Genomic DNA, 19,990 nt, shown 5'->3' with positions numbered 1-19,990 from the left:
GTTAACACCATGGCAGATAAAACCTTAGAATTAGCCCTGCGCATAGTTGCTGAGGCCACAGGCAAGCAAAATATTGAGCAACTGGTAACAGAGCTTAAAAATATTGAGCAAAGCGCCGATGCTGCTAATCCTGCCGCTGATAAGCTCAGTGAGTCGTTAAACCAAACCGATACAAGTGCAAAACAAACCAGCCAAACAGCGGGTAAACTTGCCAACGAATTAGACGGATTAGCTAACCAAGCTGATCTAATACGTGCGTTTGAGCAGTCAAAGCAAAAATTAGAACAACAAGAAATTGCCACCGCAGCAGCTGCACGCGCATTAGAACAATTACAAACCGAAGCCAAAAACACCGATAAGCCATTTGTGCAACTTGCGCGCTCACTCGACGCCGCAGAAAAAGACCTAACACAAATGCGCACCGAGCTTACCCAGCAAACAAGTAAGCACACCGCACTACAAAATGCCCTTAAAAAGTCAGACGTAAACACGAATAACTTACGTGCCGCAAAGCGCGATTTAGCAGCTCAGTTTGATAAAACAGGCCGCTCAGTCGATAAGTTTAGCAATGAGCTACGCCAAGGCACTACAGCGCAACGTGCCCAAGCACAAAGCCTAGACGGTGTAATAGGCAAAGTTACCGCATTGGCCGCCGCGTATGTTGGCCTTGATCGAGTAGCCCAAGCAGTAAGCCAAGTATTTAGCACCGGTGATAAGTTTGAAAAGCTAGGCGTACAAATGCAGGGGCTTATGGGCAGCATTGCCGCAGGTGATAAAGCCACTGCATGGGTAAAAGACTTTACGTTAAAAACCCCGTTACAAATGGACGAAGTAAGCCAGGCGTTTGTAAAACTTAAAGCGTTTGGCCTTGATCCAATGGATGGCACCTTGCAGTCTATTACCGACCAAGCATTAAAGCTGGGCGGTGGGTTCCAAGAGGTGCAAGGTGTAAGCCTGGCATTAGGCCAAGCATGGGCAAAACAAAAATTACAAGGCGAGGAAATACTTCAGCTGGTTGAACGTGGTATACCCGTATGGGATTTACTGCAAAAATCAACCGGCAAAAACGTACAAGAGTTACAGCAATTATCTACAGCAGGTAAGTTAGGCCGCGATGTAATTAAAGGCTTAATTGATGAAATGGGGCGTAGTAGCGTTGGTTCAGCAGCTGCGCAAATGGCGTTATTTAGTGGGCAGGTATCTAACGCTAAAGACAACATGGCCCAGTTTTATAACCTTATAGCGCAAAGTGGCGCTATGGAGTGGTTAAAAGGGCAAATAACCGCCCTTAATACCGAATTTGCAGCCATGGCGAAAGATGGCCGTTTAAAAGAATGGGCGCAGCAAATTAGTGACGCCATCGTAAGCACGGGTAAAGCAATACAAAACACCGTTACTACCATGTACGAATACCGCGAAGAAATAGCCACCGTAGCCAAAGTATGGTTAGCCCTTAAAGTAGGTACCTATTTTAGTAGTGTGATCAGCGGCGCTACTACGGCCATTGCATCGCTAAGAACCTACCAAGCAGCTATAGGCGCTACCACCGTAGCCACTAATGCCGCAGGCATTGCAGCGGGTAAGTGGGGCATGGCCTTAAAAGCCGTGGGCAAAGCCGGCTTATACACCTGGTTAATTACCGAGTTAATAGACGTAGGTTTACTATACAAAGACCTGCTAGTAGCAGAAGAAGCGCTGCGCAAATCTAAGCAGCAATCAGCCCAACAAGCCCAGTTACTTGCTGACGAGCTAAAGTATTTATCTAATTCTACTGGTTTAGTTATTACCAACATGACCGAGTTAGACGCGCTAATAGAAGCCGGCACACTTATTTGGGATGAGGCAAACCAGCAGTATATAAATGTTGAGTACCAGCAACAAAAGCTAGCCGAGGCCACCGCTAAAACCCTAGAAGCTGAAAAGCAGCGCCAGGCGTTTTTAAGCTTATCGCTACCCGAAGCCCTTAAAACCATAGCGTCATTAGAGCAACAAGCAACAGCCATGGACGGTGTAACCGTTGGGGTTGATGGCTTTATTCAAAGCATTGAGTCTGCCCGTGTGGCAATACAAGGCGCGGGTGAGCAGTACCAAGGCCAGTTGGCTATTTTAGATGCCCTACAAATTAAATTCGAAGAGCACGGCGCAATGCTTGAGCGCCAAAAGGTATTTGCTGGCGATGTTGAAAAAGCCTACAAAGAGCTTGGTTTAACCTCAACCAAAGCCCTAGACGATACAGCTAATAAGCTGCGCGCTGCTTACGAGCTAATGCAGCAATCCGAGCAGCCGTTAGGCATACAACGCCAGGCATATTTAAAATGGGCAGAGGCTGCTATAGCTGCCGCAGATGCAACAGATAAAACTATACCCGCGAGCATTCAAGCCGCAGCAGCTGCATTGGGCCTAACTAAAGAGCTAGATAAGCTCATTGAAAAAGCTAATGCCCTTAAGCCTGTTACTGACACAAACAGCGACGCGGTTAATCGCTTTGCCCGTGAGCTTGATCAAACCCGTGCGGCAATCATTACTAATCAGCAAGTAATGGCAAGCAGCACGGCCACCGCAGAACAAAAAGCCCAAGCCCAAGCCGCGCTTACTATTCAGCAGCAACGCTTAACCGACCAAACCACCGACTTAAACCGTGTTCAGCAGTTAGAACTGGCAAGCCTAGGACAATTACAAAGAGAGCACAGCCGGCTAACAGATGAATTAGCCCGCTTAAACGATCGTTACTCAGCAGGTACGTTAACAGCCCAAGAATACAACTATCAAAAAGAGCGTTTGGGCGATGTATTAGCCGTTGTAAATAACTTATTGGGCGATTTTAAAGGCGCTCAAGATGCGGCCACAGCATCTACCCGCGCAGCTACGCAAGCCACTAACGACCAAGTAAAAGCTAACGAATTTGCAACTAAAAGCCTACGTGAGCAGCGCGACGAGTTAGACCGTGTATCACGTTCAGCAAGCACAGCCGCTACTAGTGTAGGGCGTTATAACTCAGAACAGCGAGCCAGTGTAAGCGATGTTGTAGACTACCAAGAAAAAAACGGCACAGGCGCATACGACCTAGACACCAAGGCCATACGTGACGAAAAAGCGAAACGTGCTAATGAGGGTTTTTCTAATAGCCAGTTTGGTAAATTTAGCAGCCAAATAGATAACGCCAGCACCAGCGCGGCCCTTAGCGATTTATACAATAAAATTAATAAGCAACTTACGTATTTAACACGTGAGCAAAAAAGCACATTAAATGCGGCCATTAACGCACAGCGAAACGCGCTAAAAGCGCAACAAACAGCTCAAAAAGCGGTGCAGCAATATGTACCACCAACGTACAGCAGCACCCCAAGCTATTCGCCAGCGAGCAATAACACGCCTAGTTACAGTCCCTCTAACACTCAGTTAAACAGCCTTACTAACGCCGTTAACCAGCTTGTTGCGCTACTTAAAAAGCAGCAACCAAGTACGAGTAACGCTAAAACAGTGCGCTTAGAACTTGCTTTACCAGGTGGGCAAACAGCCAGTATTTTAGCCGATTTTGAAGAGCAGTTTTTACAACGCCTAGAACAGTTGAGTAACACCCAATGATTATTATTAACGCACAGCAATTAGATAATTTCACATGGCTTGATGAAATCGACTATATACCGGTTGCCGAGCAAGCAGAGCGCGCATTAAACGGCGCGCAGCACATAGAAAAAACCCTTATACCACTAGGCCGCCCAATTAATTTATACAGCGATTTTGAACAGGCAAGCGTAGTTAATCCATTACTTGAGCATGCAAAAACCACGCTTGATGCCTTTGAAATAACTATACGCGGCACGGTATTTAATGTTGTTTGGGACCACACCCAAAAAGCAGTAGAAGCCACGCCACATACCTACTTTTCAGACGCAGCACCAACCCATTACCAAAACGTAAACCTACGTTTAAAAACCGTTTAAAGGCCAAATAATGCTTAGAACCGATTTAAAAATATTTAAACCACAGCGCATTGGTAACGAGCTATACGCTGGTGGCCACCGTACCAGCAATGCAATAGTGAGCGGTAAACTTAACGATGTGTTTAGCTCAATTAGTGACATTGATCATGCGCGTTCATCGTTTGATTTAGTAAAGCTGTACCCAGCCCTTAGCACAGACGATGCAAGCCGCTTGCAAGATGCACATATATTCTTAAGTGACCAACCAGACGATGCACTTGTAAACGTACTGCTAGTAGAAGCACAAGAGCAAAAAGACACTGACACCGTAGCCGACATGCTGCCTTTACTTTCAGCAGAAACAACCAAATACCACGGCACGAGCTTATTAACCGCCCAAGTTGCTGCACAAGGCCAATCGCTTACCGTTGAGTCTGTTAGCCGCTCGTTAACGCCAAGCATTAAAACTGTTAGCTCTAAAATTGGCCTGCGTCCTCAAGCCGAAGAGTTAGCCATTTACAGAACTAAGCGACTTTTAAGCTATGGCAAAATATCAGAAGTAAATATTGAGGTGCCCGATTTACTCACTCAAAGCCCTAATTTTTATGCTGAATATCAGTATCAAGCCTACACAGGGCAGGGTTCAATTGGCGGGAATAGGCTAGTAACAATAACTAAAAAGCTTACTCAAGAAGAGTTAACCCGTGTGGGTAATTCAATATCAGCCACGCTTAACCCAGCTGTTACCAAAGACCAGTATTTTACGCTCTTTTATATGTCTACTCAGGACTTACGTTTTCACTCATTTACGACTAGCCAAACTATTACGCTAGGCGCGGGTGAGCGTGTTTTAAAAGGCCATGTGCGCCTTAAAAAAGCCACCGAAGAAACCATATACACAGATGATGGTCAAGGGCGCTTTATTTCAGCCGGTTACGTATTTGCGACCATTAATTATGATACAGGCGTTATTACTGAAATTGACCCTGTAGACTACAGCGGCACAATTACCGAAAACCTCGGCGCGATTATAGAAAAAGGTGATCGTACCATCAGCGCTAAACAATGGCAGTTACCCGACAGCAGCTTTGCGCGCGACTCGCTTTATATCACTTACGAGAGTGCAACCGGCACTACGTTCTCAGCATCAAGCGATTTAAGCGGCAATATTACCGGCACTAATTGCACCGGCACAGTAAGCGAAACGGGCTATGTTGATATTGAGTTTAGCCAAGGGGTAAAGCCAGCATCTATTACTTACGACTACAACCAAGTGGAAGTAACCACTGTACCCTCACCACCAGGCGGCTTTGATACCTCAACGCTACCAAATAACGGTAATGTGCGTATTTTCCACGAATTTACACCGGTGAGTGTGCAAAATCGTTCACGGTCAAACGCTGCAACACTAACGAGCGGCCAAGTATTAAACGTATTGGCCGATGCCGACTTTATCGACATTGTAGATAGCACAGGCGCAAGCCTTTGGTCTGTAACCGATGATAACTACAGCTACGATAGCGCCACAGGCGAGCTAACCATAAATGCTGGTATTAGCGCTTTTACAGCCCCTTACATAGTAACGGCTATTCAATCAGAGCTTGCATTGATTGACGCAATACAAGGCAATCAAATAAGCCTACTAACACCCCTTAGCCGAGCTTATCCAGCTGGTGCAACACTTAGCAGCGTACAGGTTTTAGGTGACTTTCAAGCCCAAACAAAAGACGAGCGCACACTAGCTGCATGGCAAAATAACTTTGCTGATTTTGGCGCGGGTGCATCAAGTGCAATTAACACCACTCAATACCCAATCGAGGTTACAAACATCGGTGTAATAGCCCAGCGCTGGGCAATCGTGTTTACCTCAACAACCGCTTATAACGTAATCGGTGAGTTTGTTGGCAACATTTACAGCGGTGACATTTTAAACGACTGCACACCTATCAACAGCTTTGCAGGCGCACCGTATTTCATATTACGCAAAGCGGCATTTGGTGCCGGATTAAACCCTGGTGAAGCGTTTTTGTTTGAAACCATAGCCGCCAGTAAACCCATTATGGTTACACGCTCAGTATCACCCGGGCACTCTGAAATAGTGCGTGACAATTCAACGTTAAGTTTTCGTGGAAATAAGGATTAAATTATGGCTTTACCAGTAACAGTTTATCGATGGGATGATGTAGGCGCGCCGCAAATAGTGGACGGCAAACCAAGCGAGTACATGAACGTGCTTAAAAAATGCTTAGTAGAGGGGTATGGTTCTAAGGAATCGCTAGGTTGGACTGTGGTTGATGATATTGCATCCCCGCCGTTTTTATCATTAAGAAATAACATTTCACTTGGCGGTAGTGGTGGGGTTGCTGTTTTTAGTGCTTTAGATGATGTAGGAGGAACTAATATAAAAGCATTTGGTTGCCAAGACTACGCAAGCAAAGATAGCCAATCGCGTAAAAGTTATTATTTTCCAATAACGAGATATTCTACAGGCCAATACTTAAACAATAAATGGCTTATCATTGGAACAGCTACCGCTTTTTATTTTTTTTGCTACTCAGATTATATTTACAACTCAGGTTCTAATAGAGCAAATACTCTGGTGCCAAATGCGTGTTTTATAGGTGATATGAAATCTTTATACCCAAATGACCCTGCAAAGTTTATAGCTTTTTCAGGTGCTAAAAACACAATAAATCACACTTGGACTCAAACGATTATTTATAGCCTTTCTGAATCGTCACCTTTAAATATTATGCTTATTAACCAGCTAGATGGAACAGATGCAAGCCAACCAGCATCACTGTTTAGCGTTTGTGGCTATTACTATCATGTAAGAGGAAACCATGATGGCCCTGCAAACATAACTGCACTGTTCCCAATTTATATATGTATGGGTAATAGCTTTTTAAATGACTCTAGCCCATATCAAAACAATAACTTTCCATATTTAAGAGCAATTTTGCCAGGTGCTTTTGTGGCGAACTCGCCTGGTTATAGAGGGGAGGCAATGCCTGTTATTAAGGAACTTGACGGGGTTTCATATTACCTATTGCCATCAGCTAATAGCAATACAGGGTGTTGCTGGATAAACTTGGAGGAGTGGTAATGCATTATATAAATGTTAATTATCTCAATATAAAACCAATTCCGCTATCGTTTCTACTCGTTGATTGCGACCCTAAAAGTGAAAGACTTCAAGTTTTAAGTCGCACAACAGGTGAATTAATAAGGCACTCAAAAGTATTAAACAACAATTTTAAAGCAATATTGCCTCTTAAATACTCGCAAGAAAGTTCATTGATGTGTGTGATGCTAGATGATAATTCCGAGTTCAATGCGGCCATTTTAGATAATGTGCAATTGATGCTTATTAATTTAATTGATTTTGATCCAAACAACCCTCAGCCATACGAGCCAATACCCTAATGTTGAACTTACGTTTTATTAGCCCATACAAAGTTAATAAATCACCTTTAATAATGCGGTTTGGTGATGATACGGGGCCAGTTGATCCTACATTACCATTTCTGCAAGCAAATATAGGTATTGAAGTAGGTTCAAACTGGTTTAACGAACAACTACTGAGTAATACCGACTTACTACAATGGCAAACCGATAGTGTTAAAAATGAGTTTATAACAGCGTTTAAACAGCCTGAAATCATAAATGAGCAAAGCACTATTGATTGGCACCAAGCTGCACTAGTGGCAGCAAACAACGCGATTAAATGGGGTAATGCAGGCTATGTTATAAACGTTATTCAAATGCCTTACATTATTACTATGGCAATTGAATATAACGAAAAGGATTTTAACTGGTTAACTCAATTAGACGCTGAGCAAACCGAGCTTAAAGCGCATTGGCACAGCTCAGAAGCCTTAACCACATCACGTGATCAGCATTGGCATGTTAAACCGCTGTTAGAGTCAAATGAGCTGGTAATACACTACGGCGAAACAGACAAACAATACATTTGTTACTGGCGAAATCATCCGTTTAAAGGCTATGTAAATTTAGAATTTTCAGAGCCTGCACAAATGCACAATGGCCGCTTAGTTTTGCGTTTTAACAACCCCGATAAAGTGTGTTACTGGGGCTTACCCGGTGGCCTAGTTCGTGGTGATGACGATGTACCAACTATTGACCGAAAAATACCCATTGAACCCCAGATTAGGAATACATACATTATGCAGCCAACTATCGATTGTGTGCGTGTATCAGACGACTTAAAAATACTAATTAGCAGCGTTAGTTATTCTATTTCACGCGGTCAATTTAGCGCCACATGTAACATTAAATTCTGTTCGCGTATCGACTTTGATCGTGCCCTGGGCCAAGAGCTTAAAATCTCAATAAATGGCTACGATTTTTATGTAATTTGCGAGCAGCCAAGCACCAGTAATAGCTTTGCAAATGCAAGTTATAGCGCAAGCTGCCGTAGTCGTTTTGCCTTACTATCAGCACCATACGCCCGCGCTACCAATTACGCTAACCCAACGGCTAAAACACTTGCGGGGATCATGTCTGATATTTTAATAAATACGGGCTGGTCACTCGACAATCAAATGATTGATTACGCAATACCAACAGGGGCATTTAGCTATACAAATTTAACCCCAGCGGCAGCATTATTAAGCGTGGCTAAATCGGTAGGCGCAATGCTTGATATAGATAACGCAAACAAAACGGTATCTATTGTGCCGCTTTGGCCTGTAATGCCATGGGACACCGAAAGCGCTATATGCGATGTAATACTAAACGACTCAATCATACTTGAGCACAATACAAGCCAAACCATTAACCAAGAGCATAACGCAGTATTTGTAAGGGGCGAGCAGCAAGGTGTAGCCTGTAAAATAAAGCGTGCAGGTACGTTAGGCGATAAGTTTGCAAGTGATGTGGTAGACAGCCTAATAACAGATAACCAAGCAGCAAGGCAGCGCGGCACGTGTGAGTTAGCAAACAGTGGTAACAAGCAGCAAGCGACAATGCGCACTAAAATAAAAGCCGATTTACCACCCATTCGCCCAGGTATGTTAGTAGGTGTTACCTATAGCAATTCTACATATAAAGCCACCTGCGACAGCCTAACCATAAACGCCTCTATTAACGCGCAAGGCGCTATAACGGTAAGCCAAACTATTAAGGTGATCAGCAATGTCTAACACACTAAACCGCCTAGGCTCAGTACTTGATAAAACCCAACGCACAATAGCAACCATAGTCACAGTCAACCCAAACGGTACCACACTCGTTGAGTATAGTGATAGCAGTCAAAGTGTAGTATTAGGCGATAGCGTTCAAGAGGGAGCCGTATATGTTGAAAATGGACGTGTTGTTGGTTCTGCTCCAACATTACCTTTCACAGAGATTGAAGTTTAAACACTATTTAAAAACTGTTTAAAGCTCTTAATTCAATTTTATTTTAAATGGATTGATTGCTTATTGAACAACTTATTTAAATTAGCTTACCCAGTATAACCCGCGCGGCTTACGTGGGTAATTTGCATTTACCCAACTAAACCCGTGCTATTACCCATTTTTGCTCGGCGGCTACACATATCAAAGCGTTACAATTCCATTTAACGTTGTTTGCTTATTGATAACGTAAAAAAATCACAGCACCTTTAAATTTGCACCGCGTTGTAGCCCTTTATAAACGTGGGGTTGAATGAGTTATCCACGGTTTCTGTGGATAACTCTGTTTATTAAACTTTAAGAACATCAGCACCCCCAGCGTTGTAGGGCGCTACAACGATTTCAAGTATTAAAAAGCTTTTTTTTTATGTTCTTAAAAACAAAGACTTATGATTCAGCTTAGATAGCCACCTAAACGATAAATAAAATTTTTCGTGACGATAAAGCATTATCGCTAACTGTGTAATAAATCAGCAAAACCTAAAAGCTAAATGTTGCAAAAGTTATATAAATGTATTTAATTTGGTTTTTAATGTGTTTGTGCGAAATTTATTTACAACAGCATAAAAATAATAGTTTATTGATAAAAAGCGGATTAAATGGTTTAGGTTTAATAAAGCATGGCTTGAACAGCTCGGATGCTTTAAAATATGCCGTTCAGTAAAAGAGGCTTATTTATTTTATGCGCGCACATTCTCAATCACATACTCGCCCTGATTTACTCACCGCTCCAATCTTGCCTACGCTAAAGAAAATGACCGTTCCAATGATTTTTGGGATGATAACCTTAATGATGTTCAACATAGTTGATACTTTTTTTATTAGCTTATTGGGTACAGAGCCGCTTGCCGCGGTGAGTTTTACATTTCCCGTTACTTTTACTGTAATCAGTTTAGCAATTGGTTTAGGTATAGGTACTTCTGCGGTTATTGCAAAAGCATTAGGCAGTAACAATATAGAAGAAGCGCGTTTTGATGCCAGTGTTTCGTTGTTGGTAGCGGTAATATTAGTATTAATTTTATCTGCTAGTGGCTATTTATTGATTGATCCGATATTTACGTTGCTTGGGGCAGGGGAGCAAGTACTCCCGCTAATTCATCAGTATATTGGTATTTGGTTTTTGGGCAGTGTGTTTTTAATTACCCCAATGATTGGTAATTCTGTACTGCGTGCGAGCGGTGATACTAAAACACCGAGTATTATTATGGGGGGGGCTGGACTTATAAATGCCGTACTCGATCCTATGCTGATTTTTGGCTTTGGTCCCATTCCCGCATTAGGCATTAAAGGCGCTGCTATTGCCAGTGTTATAGCTTGGGCAGTTGGAGTGGCGATTATTTTATACATATTAATTGCTAAAAAGCAGTTGCTTAGTTTAAAAGCGGGCAAACAAACTGTTATTGGTGCAATTCGTAAAATTTTAAAAATTGGTTTACCGGCAGCGGGTGCTAACATGCTCACCCCAGTTGCTATGGCGGTAATGACTGCATTGGTTGCTCATCATGGCCCCGAAGCTGTGGCAGCTTTTGGGGTAGGGAGTCGAATAGAATCAATAGCGAGTTTAGTGGTATTAGCTTTGTCGATGACCTTACCACCTTTTATTAGCCAAAATTTTGGGGCAAGTCATTTTTCTCGCGTAAAAGATGCCTATCTAGGTACGCTCAAGTTTGTAATGTTGTGGCAGTTTGTTATTTATATTGTATTAATTATTTTTTCAGGCGTCATTAGTGAAATATTTGGTAAAGAGCAAGCGGTTGTTGATGTCATCAAGCTGTTTATTTATACCATTCCTTTAAGTTATGGCTTGCAAGGAGTGATCATTTTATCAAACTCCTCGTTTAACGCTTTACACAAACCCATGAACGCCTTAGTTTTAAGCGTTATTCGATTGTTTGTTTTTTATATTCCCTTTGCGTATATCGGAAACGAACTCGCAGGCTTAATCGGCTTGTTTATTGGCGCGGCCATTGGTAATTTATTCACAGCCCTTGTAGCCTACAAGTGGTTTATGAAAGAAATTGAAGCGTTAAGCAGTCAAGCATTACAGGAGTGTAGTCATTGAGCGATCATTTTCAGTTAGTATCAAAATTTAAACCCGCAGGGGATCAGCCAACCGCTATTGCTCAGTTGTGTGAAGGCTTAGAGGCCGGACTGGCCCAGCAAACCTTATTAGGCGCAACGGGAACCGGTAAAACGTTCACTATGGCTAACATTATTAGTGATTTAAACCGGCCAACTATTATTATGGCACATAATAAAACCTTAGCGGCTCAATTGTATGGCGAAATGAAAGAATTTTTTCCACACAATGCGGTTGAATACTTTGTATCTTACTACGATTACTACCAACCTGAAGCCTATGTGGTAGCCAGCGACACCTTTATCGAAAAAGACGCATCTATTAATGAACACATAGAGCAAATGCGACTCAGTGCCACTAAAGCGCTTTTAGAGCGACGCGATACCATTATTGTTGCGTCAGTATCGGCAATTTATGGTTTGGGCGATCCTGATTCATACATGAAAATGATGCTACTTTTAAAAGTAGGTGAAAAGGTCGACCAACGTGACATGCTGCGCCGCCTTGCAGAGCTACAATATACGCGAAACGATATTGATTTTAGTCGCGGTACATATCGTGTACGTGGTGAAGTAGTTGATATATTTCCAGCTGAATCAGACACCTATGCAGTGCGTGTAGAAATGTTTGATGACGAAGTTGAACGCTTAAGTATTTTTGACCCATTAACCGGTGCGGTAGAAAAACACATAGTACGTGCCACTATTTATCCTAAAACTCACTATGTAACGCCACGAGAAAAAATTCTCGAAGCCATAGAAAAAATTAAAGCCGAACTCAAAGAGCGCAGAGCACAATTGCTCAGCGCAAATAAGTTAGTAGAAGAGCAACGCATAGCTCAGCGTACCCAATACGATATAGAAATGATGACCGAGCTTGGTTATTGCTCTGGTATTGAAAACTACAGCCGTTATTTATCGGGGCGTACACCTGGCGATCCACCGCCAACATTACTGGACTATTTACCTGATGACGCATTAATGATTATTGATGAATCGCACGTAACCGTCTCGCAAATTGGTGCCATGTATAAAGGCGATAGAAGCCGTAAAGAAAACCTCGTTGAATATGGTTTTAGAATGCCCTCAGCTATGGATAACAGGCCACTGCGTTTTGAAGAGTTTGAGGCCATTGCACCACAAACCATTTATGTATCGGCCACCCCTGGCGACTTTGAATTAGAGCGCAGCAACGGCGAAGTTGCAGAGCAGGTTATTCGTCCAACAGGCTTACTTGACCCTGTTATTGAAGTGCGCCCGGTAGGCGATCAGGTTGATGATTTACTCTCAGAAATTTACAAATGTGTTGAAGCAAAAGAGCGAGTGCTGGTAACCACGCTTACCAAACGTATGGCTGAGGATTTGACCGACTATCTGAGTGAGCACAATGTAAAAGTACGTTATTTACACTCTGACATTGATACCGTAGAGCGGGTAGAAATTATTCGTGATTTACGTGCCGGTGTATTTGATGTGTTAGTAGGCATTAACTTACTACGTGAAGGCTTAGATATGCCAGAAGTTGCATTAGTGGCTATTTTAGATGCCGATAAAGAAGGCTTTTTACGTTCAGCACGCTCACTTATTCAAACAATAGGCCGTGCTGCGCGCCACCTTGATGGTCGCGCTATTTTATACGGTGACAAGGTTACTAAATCGATGGCCAAAGCCATTGAAGAAACTGACCGACGCCGAGAAATACAACACGCTTATAATGTTAAGCACGGTATTGAGCCCAGTGCCTTGGTTAAAAAGATACTTGATGTAATGGATGTAGGTGAAGATGCCTCACCGCAAGACAATCTACAGCTTATTCGTAAAGACTCTAAAAAAATCCTCAGTGCTAAAGAAATTGCAACGCAAATTAAGCAGTTAGAAACCAAAATGCATGCGTATGCCAGTGATTTAGAATTTGAAAAAGCCGCCTCAGTGCGCGACGAAATACATGAACTACAACAACAGTTGATTAATTAAATGACAACCGATTTTACCCCTCTAATAAATGCTTTGGCAGGCACGCCTTTTTCCGATAATGAGCTTTGCCGCGTATTTCATGGGCGTGGCCACAGTGTGGAAGCGCTTAGTCATATTAACTTAGACTTTTACCCACCAAGTTTGTTTTTGGTGTCATACAGTGAAATTGACGAGGAAACACTCGCTGCACTCACTGATACGTTATGGCAATGGGCACAACAACATCACCCAGAGTTAATTACTGCATTGGTGTATCAACAGCGAGCTGGGCTACAAAGTCATAACAGCCTTGTTCACGGCCAACTGCCAGTTCGTCATAGCGTAGCCGAAAACGGGGTGCGTTTTTTGGTTGATTTAATGAGTAAGCAAAACACCGGTATTTTTCCTGATATGCGAAAAGGCCGTGAGTTTGTCATGCAAAATAGTAAGCACGCCAAAGTACTTAATTTGTTTTCTTATACCTGTGGCTTTTCGGTTGCGGCTATGCACGGCGGCGCAGACCATGTGATGAACATGGATATGAGCAAAGGTGTGTTAAAAGTGGGTAAGCAAAACCACCAACTCAATAATGTCGATCGTGGGGTCAGTTTTTTACCGCACGATATTTTAAAGTCGTTTGGTAAGCTAAAAAAAGCCGCACCGTTTGATTTAGTTATTGTTGATCCGCCCAGTTTTCAAAAAGGCAGTTTTATTTTAACCAAAGACTATCAAAAAGTGCTGCGCAGACTTCCTGAGCTTTTAAACGATACTACACAGTTATTGCTATGCGCTAATAGCCCAGAGCTTACAGAAAACGATTTTAAAGCACTTATTGAAGAGCATACTCAAGGTGCTATTGAGTTTGTTAAACGCCTAGAACCTACCGATCGCTTTATTGAAATAGATAGCGATAAAAGCTTAAAAGCATTGGTGTACAAAACAAAAACATAGTGAGTTAAATGAAACTGAGTAAACGTTTAAACGCCATCAATTCGTTAATTACACAGTCTTACGATATTGTTTGGGATTGTTGTTGCGATCATGGCTTTTTAGGTATGGCATTACTTGAGCGCGGCATAGCCAAACAAATAAACTTTGTTGATATTATTCCAGAGTTAATGGAAGCGCTTGAGCAGTCGCTACAACAATTTGAGCAAGGAAAGTCTTTGCCTTCATGGCAAGTGCGCTGCGAAGATGTTGCGCAAATTAAACTGCCAACAAGTGCCAAACAAGTAATTGTTATTGCTGGGGTAGGGGGCGATTTATGCTTAAAGCTCATTGAGCAAATTATTGCTAATAATCCGCACAGCCTTAAACAACTAAGTTTTATTATTTGCCCTATTATGCACCTCTATAAAGTACGTGCGGGTTTAAAAGCGTGTAATTTGCAGCTCGATAGCGAGCAAATTATTGTTGAAAACAAGCGTTTTTACGAAGTGCTACAAGTCAGTTTTAATGCCACCGGCACTATTACTAAAACGGGGGCTCATATGTGGGATACACATAACCCTCAACATCATCAATATCAGCAACAATTGCTTGACCATTATACTCGAATGCTCAATAAAGATAGAGTTTACTATCAAAAAGTTATAACAGAGTATCAACGCGTATTTGAACGCTAAATACTGCCAAAAAGTGTGATCGCTTTTTATGATTAACTACGTAAAGTGCTTCATAGTTAATATCTTGCCGCTAGGCAGATTTATTTGGTTTATATATGTCAGATAACAACACAAAAATTGAGTCATTATTAGATGATGGGCAAAAATGGCAACACAGTTACGAGCAACCTATTTCGTATGCGCCCCTAGTACAACTGGCTAATAAAAATTGGATTGTTCCGCAGCATTTTTTGCGTTACAAGCATACGCTGGCCAGTGTTAATGAAGTGCTTAACGACATTAGTTTTTCCAACCACTTTAGTGTGTTAGCAGCTGAAAAAAACAGTGATGTTTATTTGCAAGTAGCAGTACTTAGCCCAGACAATTATCGCGCTGATAATAAAGCAAAAAAACTATTGTTTGGTCGCCGTTGGCCGGTAGAGCAGAACCTGCCTACCTCGGAGCTTATTCAAACTGCATTTTTAGCGTTAAAAGTGGCGCGTGAGCATGAGGTAAGAGAGCTTTTTCAGCTGCAACACCAAGGCGCAACCAGTACGCCATTTAATAATCATCATGACTTACCCGTTATGGCACAAAATCCCGAGCTTGTTAAAAGTACATCGTTTAAAAATATTTCATTGAACGAGCTGATAGATCGCCTTGTGTTTGCGGATAACCAAATAGAGCTAATTAACTGCCAAGCTATAATCACCGGTGAGCAGGTGTACACGGTAAAACTTCATTGCGATAGTTGCCAGCTGAGTGAGTTTAATAACAAAACTTTGTCATTTTTAGCACCGGATACAACAACAAATAGCTTTTTACATAGTTTTATTGCCGCATTGGTTGCTATAAGCAATGATTATGTGAGCGAGCATTTTAAATACCAAGGTTTTGCACGTTTTTGTAAGCATGTACAGGCGGAGCAAATAGGCGAGTTAAGTGTTTCTATGCGTTCGCCAAGTTCAGTTAGTTTGTGCTCAATGGGTAAACAAGAGGCGAATCAGTTAAATTTTGAGATAGACAGTGGCCGAGCGCCACAAGGGTGTGGTCAAGCTATTGGTGGTTTTTTAGCTGCCCATGGCATTGAGCAGCCTGAAAACGCACATTTATACCCAAATTACTTGTAACGTATACATTAAAGTTTGTTTATTTCTTGTTTTACGTTGTAGCTTGAGTCGGTAACAATGGCTTCAAGTGTTTGTACTCGTTGTTTAAGTTCACTCATTTGAGCGGTTACCTCAGCTAATTGTTTGTGTGCGTCTTGATTGTTGTCCTGTACTTTATGTTTAAATTCAAGGTGCTTTTTATACATATCGTAAATAACTCCCGAACCTACAGAAATAAGTACAATGAGAACTATCATTGTTGTGCCAGACATAATTACTTCCTTTAACTTTTATTTAAGCTTAAATTATAACCATAATTAAGCGCTCATAAAGCTAATTAATTGTAACTTTATTTGTATTTATAAATATCTGATAAGTCATTGTTATTATTTGTGACGTCACCATATAGTAATTATAAAGTTTTTTAATCGATACAAGGACTAGGTATGTTAAATAATAAAATTCCACCGGTTGTGGTTGTGGTGTTTTTTGCTGCTGTAATGGCACTGATTGCACATTATACCGTGATTGATTTTAGCGCATTTATTACTTATCTCTCGCTAGCACTTGTCGCTACTGGGTGTATATTTTGTATTGCTGGGGTCGTGAGTTTCCGGTTTGCTAAAACAACAGTACTACCTAACAAACCAGAACAAGCGTCTAGTTTAGTTACCTCAGGTGTTTATAAATTCTCTCGTAATCCGATGTATTTAGGTTTTGCGTTTATATTAGCAGGCTGGGGCGTGTGGCTGGGTTCAATGTGGGCTTTTTTAGGTGTAGCAGGGTTTATTGCTTACATTACCTTATTTCAAATAATCCCAGAGGAACGGGCACTCCACAAATTATTTGGTGAGCAATTTGACGATTATAAATCACGAGTAAAACGCTGGCTTTAACGCTTTATCGCAACAAAAAAGGCTACCCTTGGTAGCCTTTTAGTGTATTAACGTTGAACTTTACTCATATTCAAGCGGGTCAGTCACGTTGTTAAGCTCAAAGGCCTCTAAACGTTCTTGGCAGGCACCACATTTACCACACGCTTTGTCACGACCATTATAACAGGTCCATGTTTGGCTGTAGTCTAAGCCCATTTTAATACCGTCGGTTAAAATATCGATTTTAGTATTGTTTAAATACGGGCTAAAAATTTCTACTGCATCGTAATTTGCAATACGACATACATCATCCATCTTTTTAACAAACTCAGGACGACAGTCAGGGTAAATTGCATGATCGCCTGAATGCGCGCCGTAATATACTTTGCTCGCTTTAAGCGACACTGCATAACCTACCGCTAAGGAAAGTAAAATCATATTGCGGTTAGGCACAATGGTGCTTTTCATGCTTTCTTCTTCGTAATGGCCTTCTGGCACATCAATATCGTCTGTTAACGACGAACCACCAATAAGCTGATTAATTGCTGATATATCAACAATTTTGTGCGGGACATTTAGCTTTTCACATACGTTGGCGGCAACTTTAAGTTCTTTAACATGACGCTGACCATAATCAAACGAGAGGGCATAAACATCATGGCCTTGCTGCAAGGCTTTATTTAATACAGTAAATGAGTCCATACCGCCGGAATAAATAACAACTACTTTTTGCGTCATACGTGGTTTGCTCTTTAGTTTTGATAGAGGTTTATATCAGGGCGCGATATACTACACGGCCAAGGCATAAATGACAATTTTTGCACCGTGCTTTGCGATTTTTAATAGTAACAATTTTGCCGTCAGGTTGTAAGTGAGATTTCTTTTGTACAAAATTAATGAAGTGTTTGAAACCATTCAAGGTGAAGCGAGCTTTACCGGTACGCCGTCTATATTTTTACGCCTGCAAGGTTGCCCTGTGGGATGTTCGTGGTGTGACACTAAACAAACCTGGGATGTTGATAATGTATATAAAGTATCACTAGATGACACGGTAGAAAAAAAAGCCGACTCTGATCATTGGGCTGAGGCCAGTGCCTCACAGGTACTGGAGTTATTTAAATCCCGTGGCTATACTGCCAAGCATGTTGTGATCACCGGTGGTGAACCTTGCATGTACGATTTAAACCCAGTGTGTAATTTATTGCATGAGCATGGCTTTAGCACGCAAATAGAAACCAGTGGCACCTTTGAAATTCTCGCCCCTGCCCAAACGTGGGTTACGGTATCGCCAAAAATTAATATGCGTGGTGGTTACAAAGTATTGAGCAGTGCTATGCAACGCGCCGATGAAATTAAACATCCGATTGCCATGCAAAAGCACGTAGAAGAGTTAGAAGAGTTATTTACCGCCACGGGTGTTAACCCAAAACTGGTATATTTACAGCCAATCAGTCAAAAAACGTCGGCAACTAAATTAGCCATTGATACTTGTATCGCCAAAAACTGGCGTTTATCAATTCAAGTACATAAGTATTTGGGAATTAGTTAAAGAGCAAGCGCAGCTGTAAGCGTTTAGTTGCTCGGCGTTAAGTTATATTATGTAGGTTGGGTTGAGTGCAGCGAAACCCAACAAAAAAGTGTCTCAAATTTTTTTGAATGGTGCTTCATAGACTATAAAGTGCCACGAGCGGACATTGTGAGCGTTGTTTTAAGCGGCGAGAAGTAGTTCGTTAAAATACAAAGTGAAGTGGCGCTTAGCAAACTATACGAATCCGACTGGGTAACACTATTTATGTTTCGCGACGTCTAATGTGTCTTTATTTTAAAGACAAATAACGAATTACTTTTACCAGTCGCAACCAATAAGTGACGATTATCATCGGTAAGAGTAATAGATGAGATTCCATTTAATTCATCATCATGCACATTTACTAGCTTATTCTTATAGCTAAGTCGCCCATCAGCTTTCACACTAAATAAATATAGACCGCTACCCGACTCCCCAGCTGCATATATTTTTAAGCCATCTGACGATATCGCTAAGCTACTTGCTCCCTCTAAGCCAGAACCGCCAATATCCGAATTATTTATTGCCTGTAAAAATGTAAATTGTCCGGTATCCAATTTGTGAAAAACAACAATAGAATTACTCCCAGCACAGGCAACATACAAAAATTTTCCATTTGGTGAGACAACAATTTCTTGTGGATTAATAAATTGCTTCAAACCTGCAATGTCATTTTTTAATACTTGTTTTGCTAATAAGTCACCGCTAGGGTCTCTATCATAAATGGTTAATTGATGACCATCAAAACCTAGGACGTACAACTCATTATTTAGTGGAGATAAAGCTATGGCAATAGGTTTCCCTAAATCATTACTAAGTGGCTTAGCGTCTTTTATAACTCTATTAAAAATAACCTTTTTATCCTCCATTACATCTAAAATAGAAATAGCGTTACTCATATAGCTTGCAACGAAGAGCTGCTTTTCGTTGTTAGCCTTGACGATATCCCAAGCGCCTAAAAGACCAAGGCTATCAAGTTTGCCTATTGGCACATTACTATCAAACACTCTTTCATAGCTTAGACCGTCACTGATAAATTGATTAAAACGGTAACTATTATTATTTCTAGAGAATTTGGTTAAGGCGCCATCATAGAATCCAGTAACGACTATTTCATTACCGAGATCAAAATAGGTAACACCAGAGGCGCCTTCTAAACCGTTTATGTTGGTGGCGGTATTTTTGAACACTTGGCTAAAAGTTAGCTGAAAATTTTCGTCTAAATTAAAAACAGCGAGAGCATTATCGTCTCCACTAGAAACAAAAACCTTTGAATTATCTGAAATAACCTTAACACTCCTAGGATTACCTAAGCCATCAAAGTCGTTAACGTCATCTTTTAGTATTTGGATGAGCTGAAGGTCTTCTATACCACTAGCATAAGAGGCATCGGTGCTAACAAGCCCCACAAAGAAGAAAAGTGCAATCATCTTTTTATTATTAAACATTAATTTTAAACTCT

Annotated in this window: 17 protein-coding genes; 14 read left to right on the top strand and 3 right to left on the bottom strand. The window is 41.5% G+C overall.

The annotated features are described in order from the left end of the window. Positions 1 to 9: 9 nt before the first annotated feature. From P3J6_RS14310 to P3J6_RS14255, 12 genes are all read left to right on the top strand, one after another. Positions 10 to 3,585, top strand: coding sequence for a tape measure protein (locus P3J6_RS14310; RefSeq protein WP_198523380.1), 3,576 nt, complete (start codon positions 10 to 12; stop codon positions 3,583 to 3,585). Then, positions 3,582 to 3,944, top strand: coding sequence for a hypothetical protein (locus tag P3J6_RS14305; RefSeq protein WP_198523379.1), 363 nt, complete (start codon positions 3,582 to 3,584; stop codon positions 3,942 to 3,944). Before P3J6_RS14310 ends, P3J6_RS14305 begins: the two co-directional genes overlap by 4 nt. Before the next feature lie 10 nt (positions 3,945 to 3,954). Continuing rightward, on the top strand, positions 3,955 to 6,066 hold the full coding sequence (locus tag P3J6_RS14300; RefSeq protein ID WP_198523378.1) for a hypothetical protein: 2,112 nt from the start codon (positions 3,955 to 3,957) through the stop codon (positions 6,064 to 6,066). 3 nt (positions 6,067 to 6,069) lie between these two features. After that, positions 6,070 to 7,029, top strand: coding sequence for a hypothetical protein (locus P3J6_RS14295; RefSeq protein WP_198523377.1), 960 nt, complete (start codon positions 6,070 to 6,072; stop codon positions 7,027 to 7,029). Further along, positions 7,029 to 7,349, top strand: coding sequence for a hypothetical protein (locus P3J6_RS14290; RefSeq protein ID WP_198523376.1), 321 nt, complete (start codon positions 7,029 to 7,031; stop codon positions 7,347 to 7,349). The genes P3J6_RS14295 and P3J6_RS14290 overlap by 1 nt, the downstream gene beginning before the upstream one ends. Further along, entirely contained in the window at positions 7,349 to 9,088 is a 1,740-nt protein-coding gene (locus P3J6_RS14285; RefSeq protein ID WP_198523375.1) for a hypothetical protein, read from the top strand. Before P3J6_RS14290 ends, P3J6_RS14285 begins: the two co-directional genes overlap by 1 nt. Further along, positions 9,081 to 9,305, top strand: a complete 225-nt coding sequence (locus P3J6_RS14280; protein ID WP_198523374.1) for a hypothetical protein — start codon at positions 9,081 to 9,083, stop codon at positions 9,303 to 9,305. The genes P3J6_RS14285 and P3J6_RS14280 overlap by 8 nt, the downstream gene beginning before the upstream one ends. Before the next feature lie 718 nt (positions 9,306 to 10,023). Then, positions 10,024 to 11,403, top strand: a complete 1,380-nt coding sequence (locus P3J6_RS14275) for an MATE family efflux transporter (protein WP_198523373.1) — start codon at positions 10,024 to 10,026, stop codon at positions 11,401 to 11,403. Then, positions 11,400 to 13,394 (top strand): excinuclease ABC subunit UvrB, encoded by a 1,995-nt coding sequence (uvrB, locus tag P3J6_RS14270; RefSeq protein WP_198523372.1) that lies wholly within the window; start codon positions 11,400 to 11,402, stop codon positions 13,392 to 13,394. The genes P3J6_RS14275 and uvrB overlap by 4 nt, the downstream gene beginning before the upstream one ends. Continuing rightward, positions 13,395 to 14,324, top strand: a complete 930-nt coding sequence (locus tag P3J6_RS14265) for a class I SAM-dependent methyltransferase (protein WP_198523371.1) — start codon at positions 13,395 to 13,397, stop codon at positions 14,322 to 14,324. An 8-nt stretch (positions 14,325 to 14,332) separates the two neighbouring features. Beyond that, a complete protein-coding gene (locus P3J6_RS14260; protein ID WP_198523370.1) occupies positions 14,333 to 14,998 on the top strand; it encodes a tRNA (adenine(22)-N(1))-methyltransferase TrmK in 666 nt (221 codons plus the stop codon). Positions 14,999 to 15,093: 95 nt separating this feature from the next. Then, entirely contained in the window at positions 15,094 to 16,107 is a 1,014-nt protein-coding gene (locus P3J6_RS14255) for a hypothetical protein (RefSeq protein WP_138596403.1), read from the top strand. A gap of 8 nt (positions 16,108 to 16,115) precedes the next feature. Here P3J6_RS14255 and P3J6_RS14250 read toward each other — a convergent pair whose 3' ends face one another. Next, positions 16,116 to 16,358: a hypothetical protein gene (locus tag P3J6_RS14250; protein WP_198523369.1), complete on the bottom strand. Its 243-nt coding sequence runs from the start codon at positions 16,356 to 16,358 to the stop codon at positions 16,116 to 16,118. Positions 16,359 to 16,532: 174 nt separating this feature from the next. Between P3J6_RS14250 and P3J6_RS14245 the strand changes: the two genes are divergently transcribed. Then, entirely contained in the window at positions 16,533 to 16,982 is a 450-nt protein-coding gene (locus tag P3J6_RS14245; protein WP_010388452.1) for a methyltransferase family protein, read from the top strand. Positions 16,983 to 17,042: 60 nt separating this feature from the next. Here the strand turns inward: P3J6_RS14245 and queC are convergent, their stop codons facing one another. Continuing rightward, complete coding sequence (gene queC / locus P3J6_RS14240; RefSeq protein WP_008110177.1) at positions 17,043 to 17,699, bottom strand: 7-cyano-7-deazaguanine synthase QueC; 657 nt, start codon at positions 17,697 to 17,699, stop codon at positions 17,043 to 17,045. A 145-nt stretch (positions 17,700 to 17,844) separates the two neighbouring features. Between queC and queE the strand changes: the two genes are divergently transcribed. Then, positions 17,845 to 18,510, top strand: a complete 666-nt coding sequence (gene queE, locus P3J6_RS14235; protein ID WP_198523810.1) for a 7-carboxy-7-deazaguanine synthase QueE — start codon at positions 17,845 to 17,847, stop codon at positions 18,508 to 18,510. Between the two features lie 257 nt (positions 18,511 to 18,767). On the opposite strand, the gene P3J6_RS14230 is transcribed toward queE, so the two are convergent. Beyond that, entirely contained in the window at positions 18,768 to 19,976 is a 1,209-nt protein-coding gene (locus tag P3J6_RS14230) for a beta-propeller fold lactonase family protein (RefSeq protein WP_198523368.1), read from the bottom strand. Between the last annotated feature and the right edge of the window lie 14 nt (positions 19,977 to 19,990).

Source organism: Pseudoalteromonas sp. 3J6 (assembly GCF_903995135.1).
In the GTDB taxonomy this organism is placed as follows: domain Bacteria; phylum Pseudomonadota; class Gammaproteobacteria; order Enterobacterales; family Alteromonadaceae; genus Pseudoalteromonas.
This window is presented reverse-complemented; position numbering and strand designations above follow the sequence as displayed.

What these genes read in the sequence shown, in the direction of transcription:
- P3J6_RS14285 (WP_198523375.1), top strand. Translation starts at nt 7,349, where the DNA reads ATGTTGAACTTACGTTTTATTAGCCCATACAAAGTTAATAAATCACCT.
- queC (WP_008110177.1), bottom strand. Translation starts at nt 17,699, where the DNA reads ATGACGCAAAAAGTAGTTGTTATTTATTCCGGCGGTATGGACTCATTT.
- P3J6_RS14290 (WP_198523376.1), top strand. Translation starts at nt 7,029, where the DNA reads ATGCATTATATAAATGTTAATTATCTCAATATAAAACCAATTCCGCTA.
- P3J6_RS14275 (WP_198523373.1), top strand. Translation starts at nt 10,024, where the DNA reads ATGCGCGCACATTCTCAATCACATACTCGCCCTGATTTACTCACCGCT.
- P3J6_RS14295 (WP_198523377.1), top strand. Translation starts at nt 6,070, where the DNA reads ATGGCTTTACCAGTAACAGTTTATCGATGGGATGATGTAGGCGCGCCG.
- P3J6_RS14305 (WP_198523379.1), top strand. Translation starts at nt 3,582, where the DNA reads ATGATTATTATTAACGCACAGCAATTAGATAATTTCACATGGCTTGAT.
- P3J6_RS14245 (WP_010388452.1), top strand. Translation starts at nt 16,533, where the DNA reads ATGTTAAATAATAAAATTCCACCGGTTGTGGTTGTGGTGTTTTTTGCT.
- P3J6_RS14260 (WP_198523370.1), top strand. Translation starts at nt 14,333, where the DNA reads ATGAAACTGAGTAAACGTTTAAACGCCATCAATTCGTTAATTACACAG.
- P3J6_RS14255 (WP_138596403.1), top strand. Translation starts at nt 15,094, where the DNA reads ATGTCAGATAACAACACAAAAATTGAGTCATTATTAGATGATGGGCAA.
- P3J6_RS14230 (WP_198523368.1), bottom strand. Translation starts at nt 19,976, where the DNA reads ATGTTTAATAATAAAAAGATGATTGCACTTTTCTTCTTTGTGGGGCTT.
- P3J6_RS14300 (WP_198523378.1), top strand. Translation starts at nt 3,955, where the DNA reads ATGCTTAGAACCGATTTAAAAATATTTAAACCACAGCGCATTGGTAAC.
- P3J6_RS14265 (WP_198523371.1), top strand. Translation starts at nt 13,395, where the DNA reads ATGACAACCGATTTTACCCCTCTAATAAATGCTTTGGCAGGCACGCCT.
- P3J6_RS14310 (WP_198523380.1), top strand. Translation starts at nt 10, where the DNA reads ATGGCAGATAAAACCTTAGAATTAGCCCTGCGCATAGTTGCTGAGGCC.
- P3J6_RS14250 (WP_198523369.1), bottom strand. Translation starts at nt 16,358, where the DNA reads ATGTCTGGCACAACAATGATAGTTCTCATTGTACTTATTTCTGTAGGT.
- P3J6_RS14280 (WP_198523374.1), top strand. Translation starts at nt 9,081, where the DNA reads ATGTCTAACACACTAAACCGCCTAGGCTCAGTACTTGATAAAACCCAA.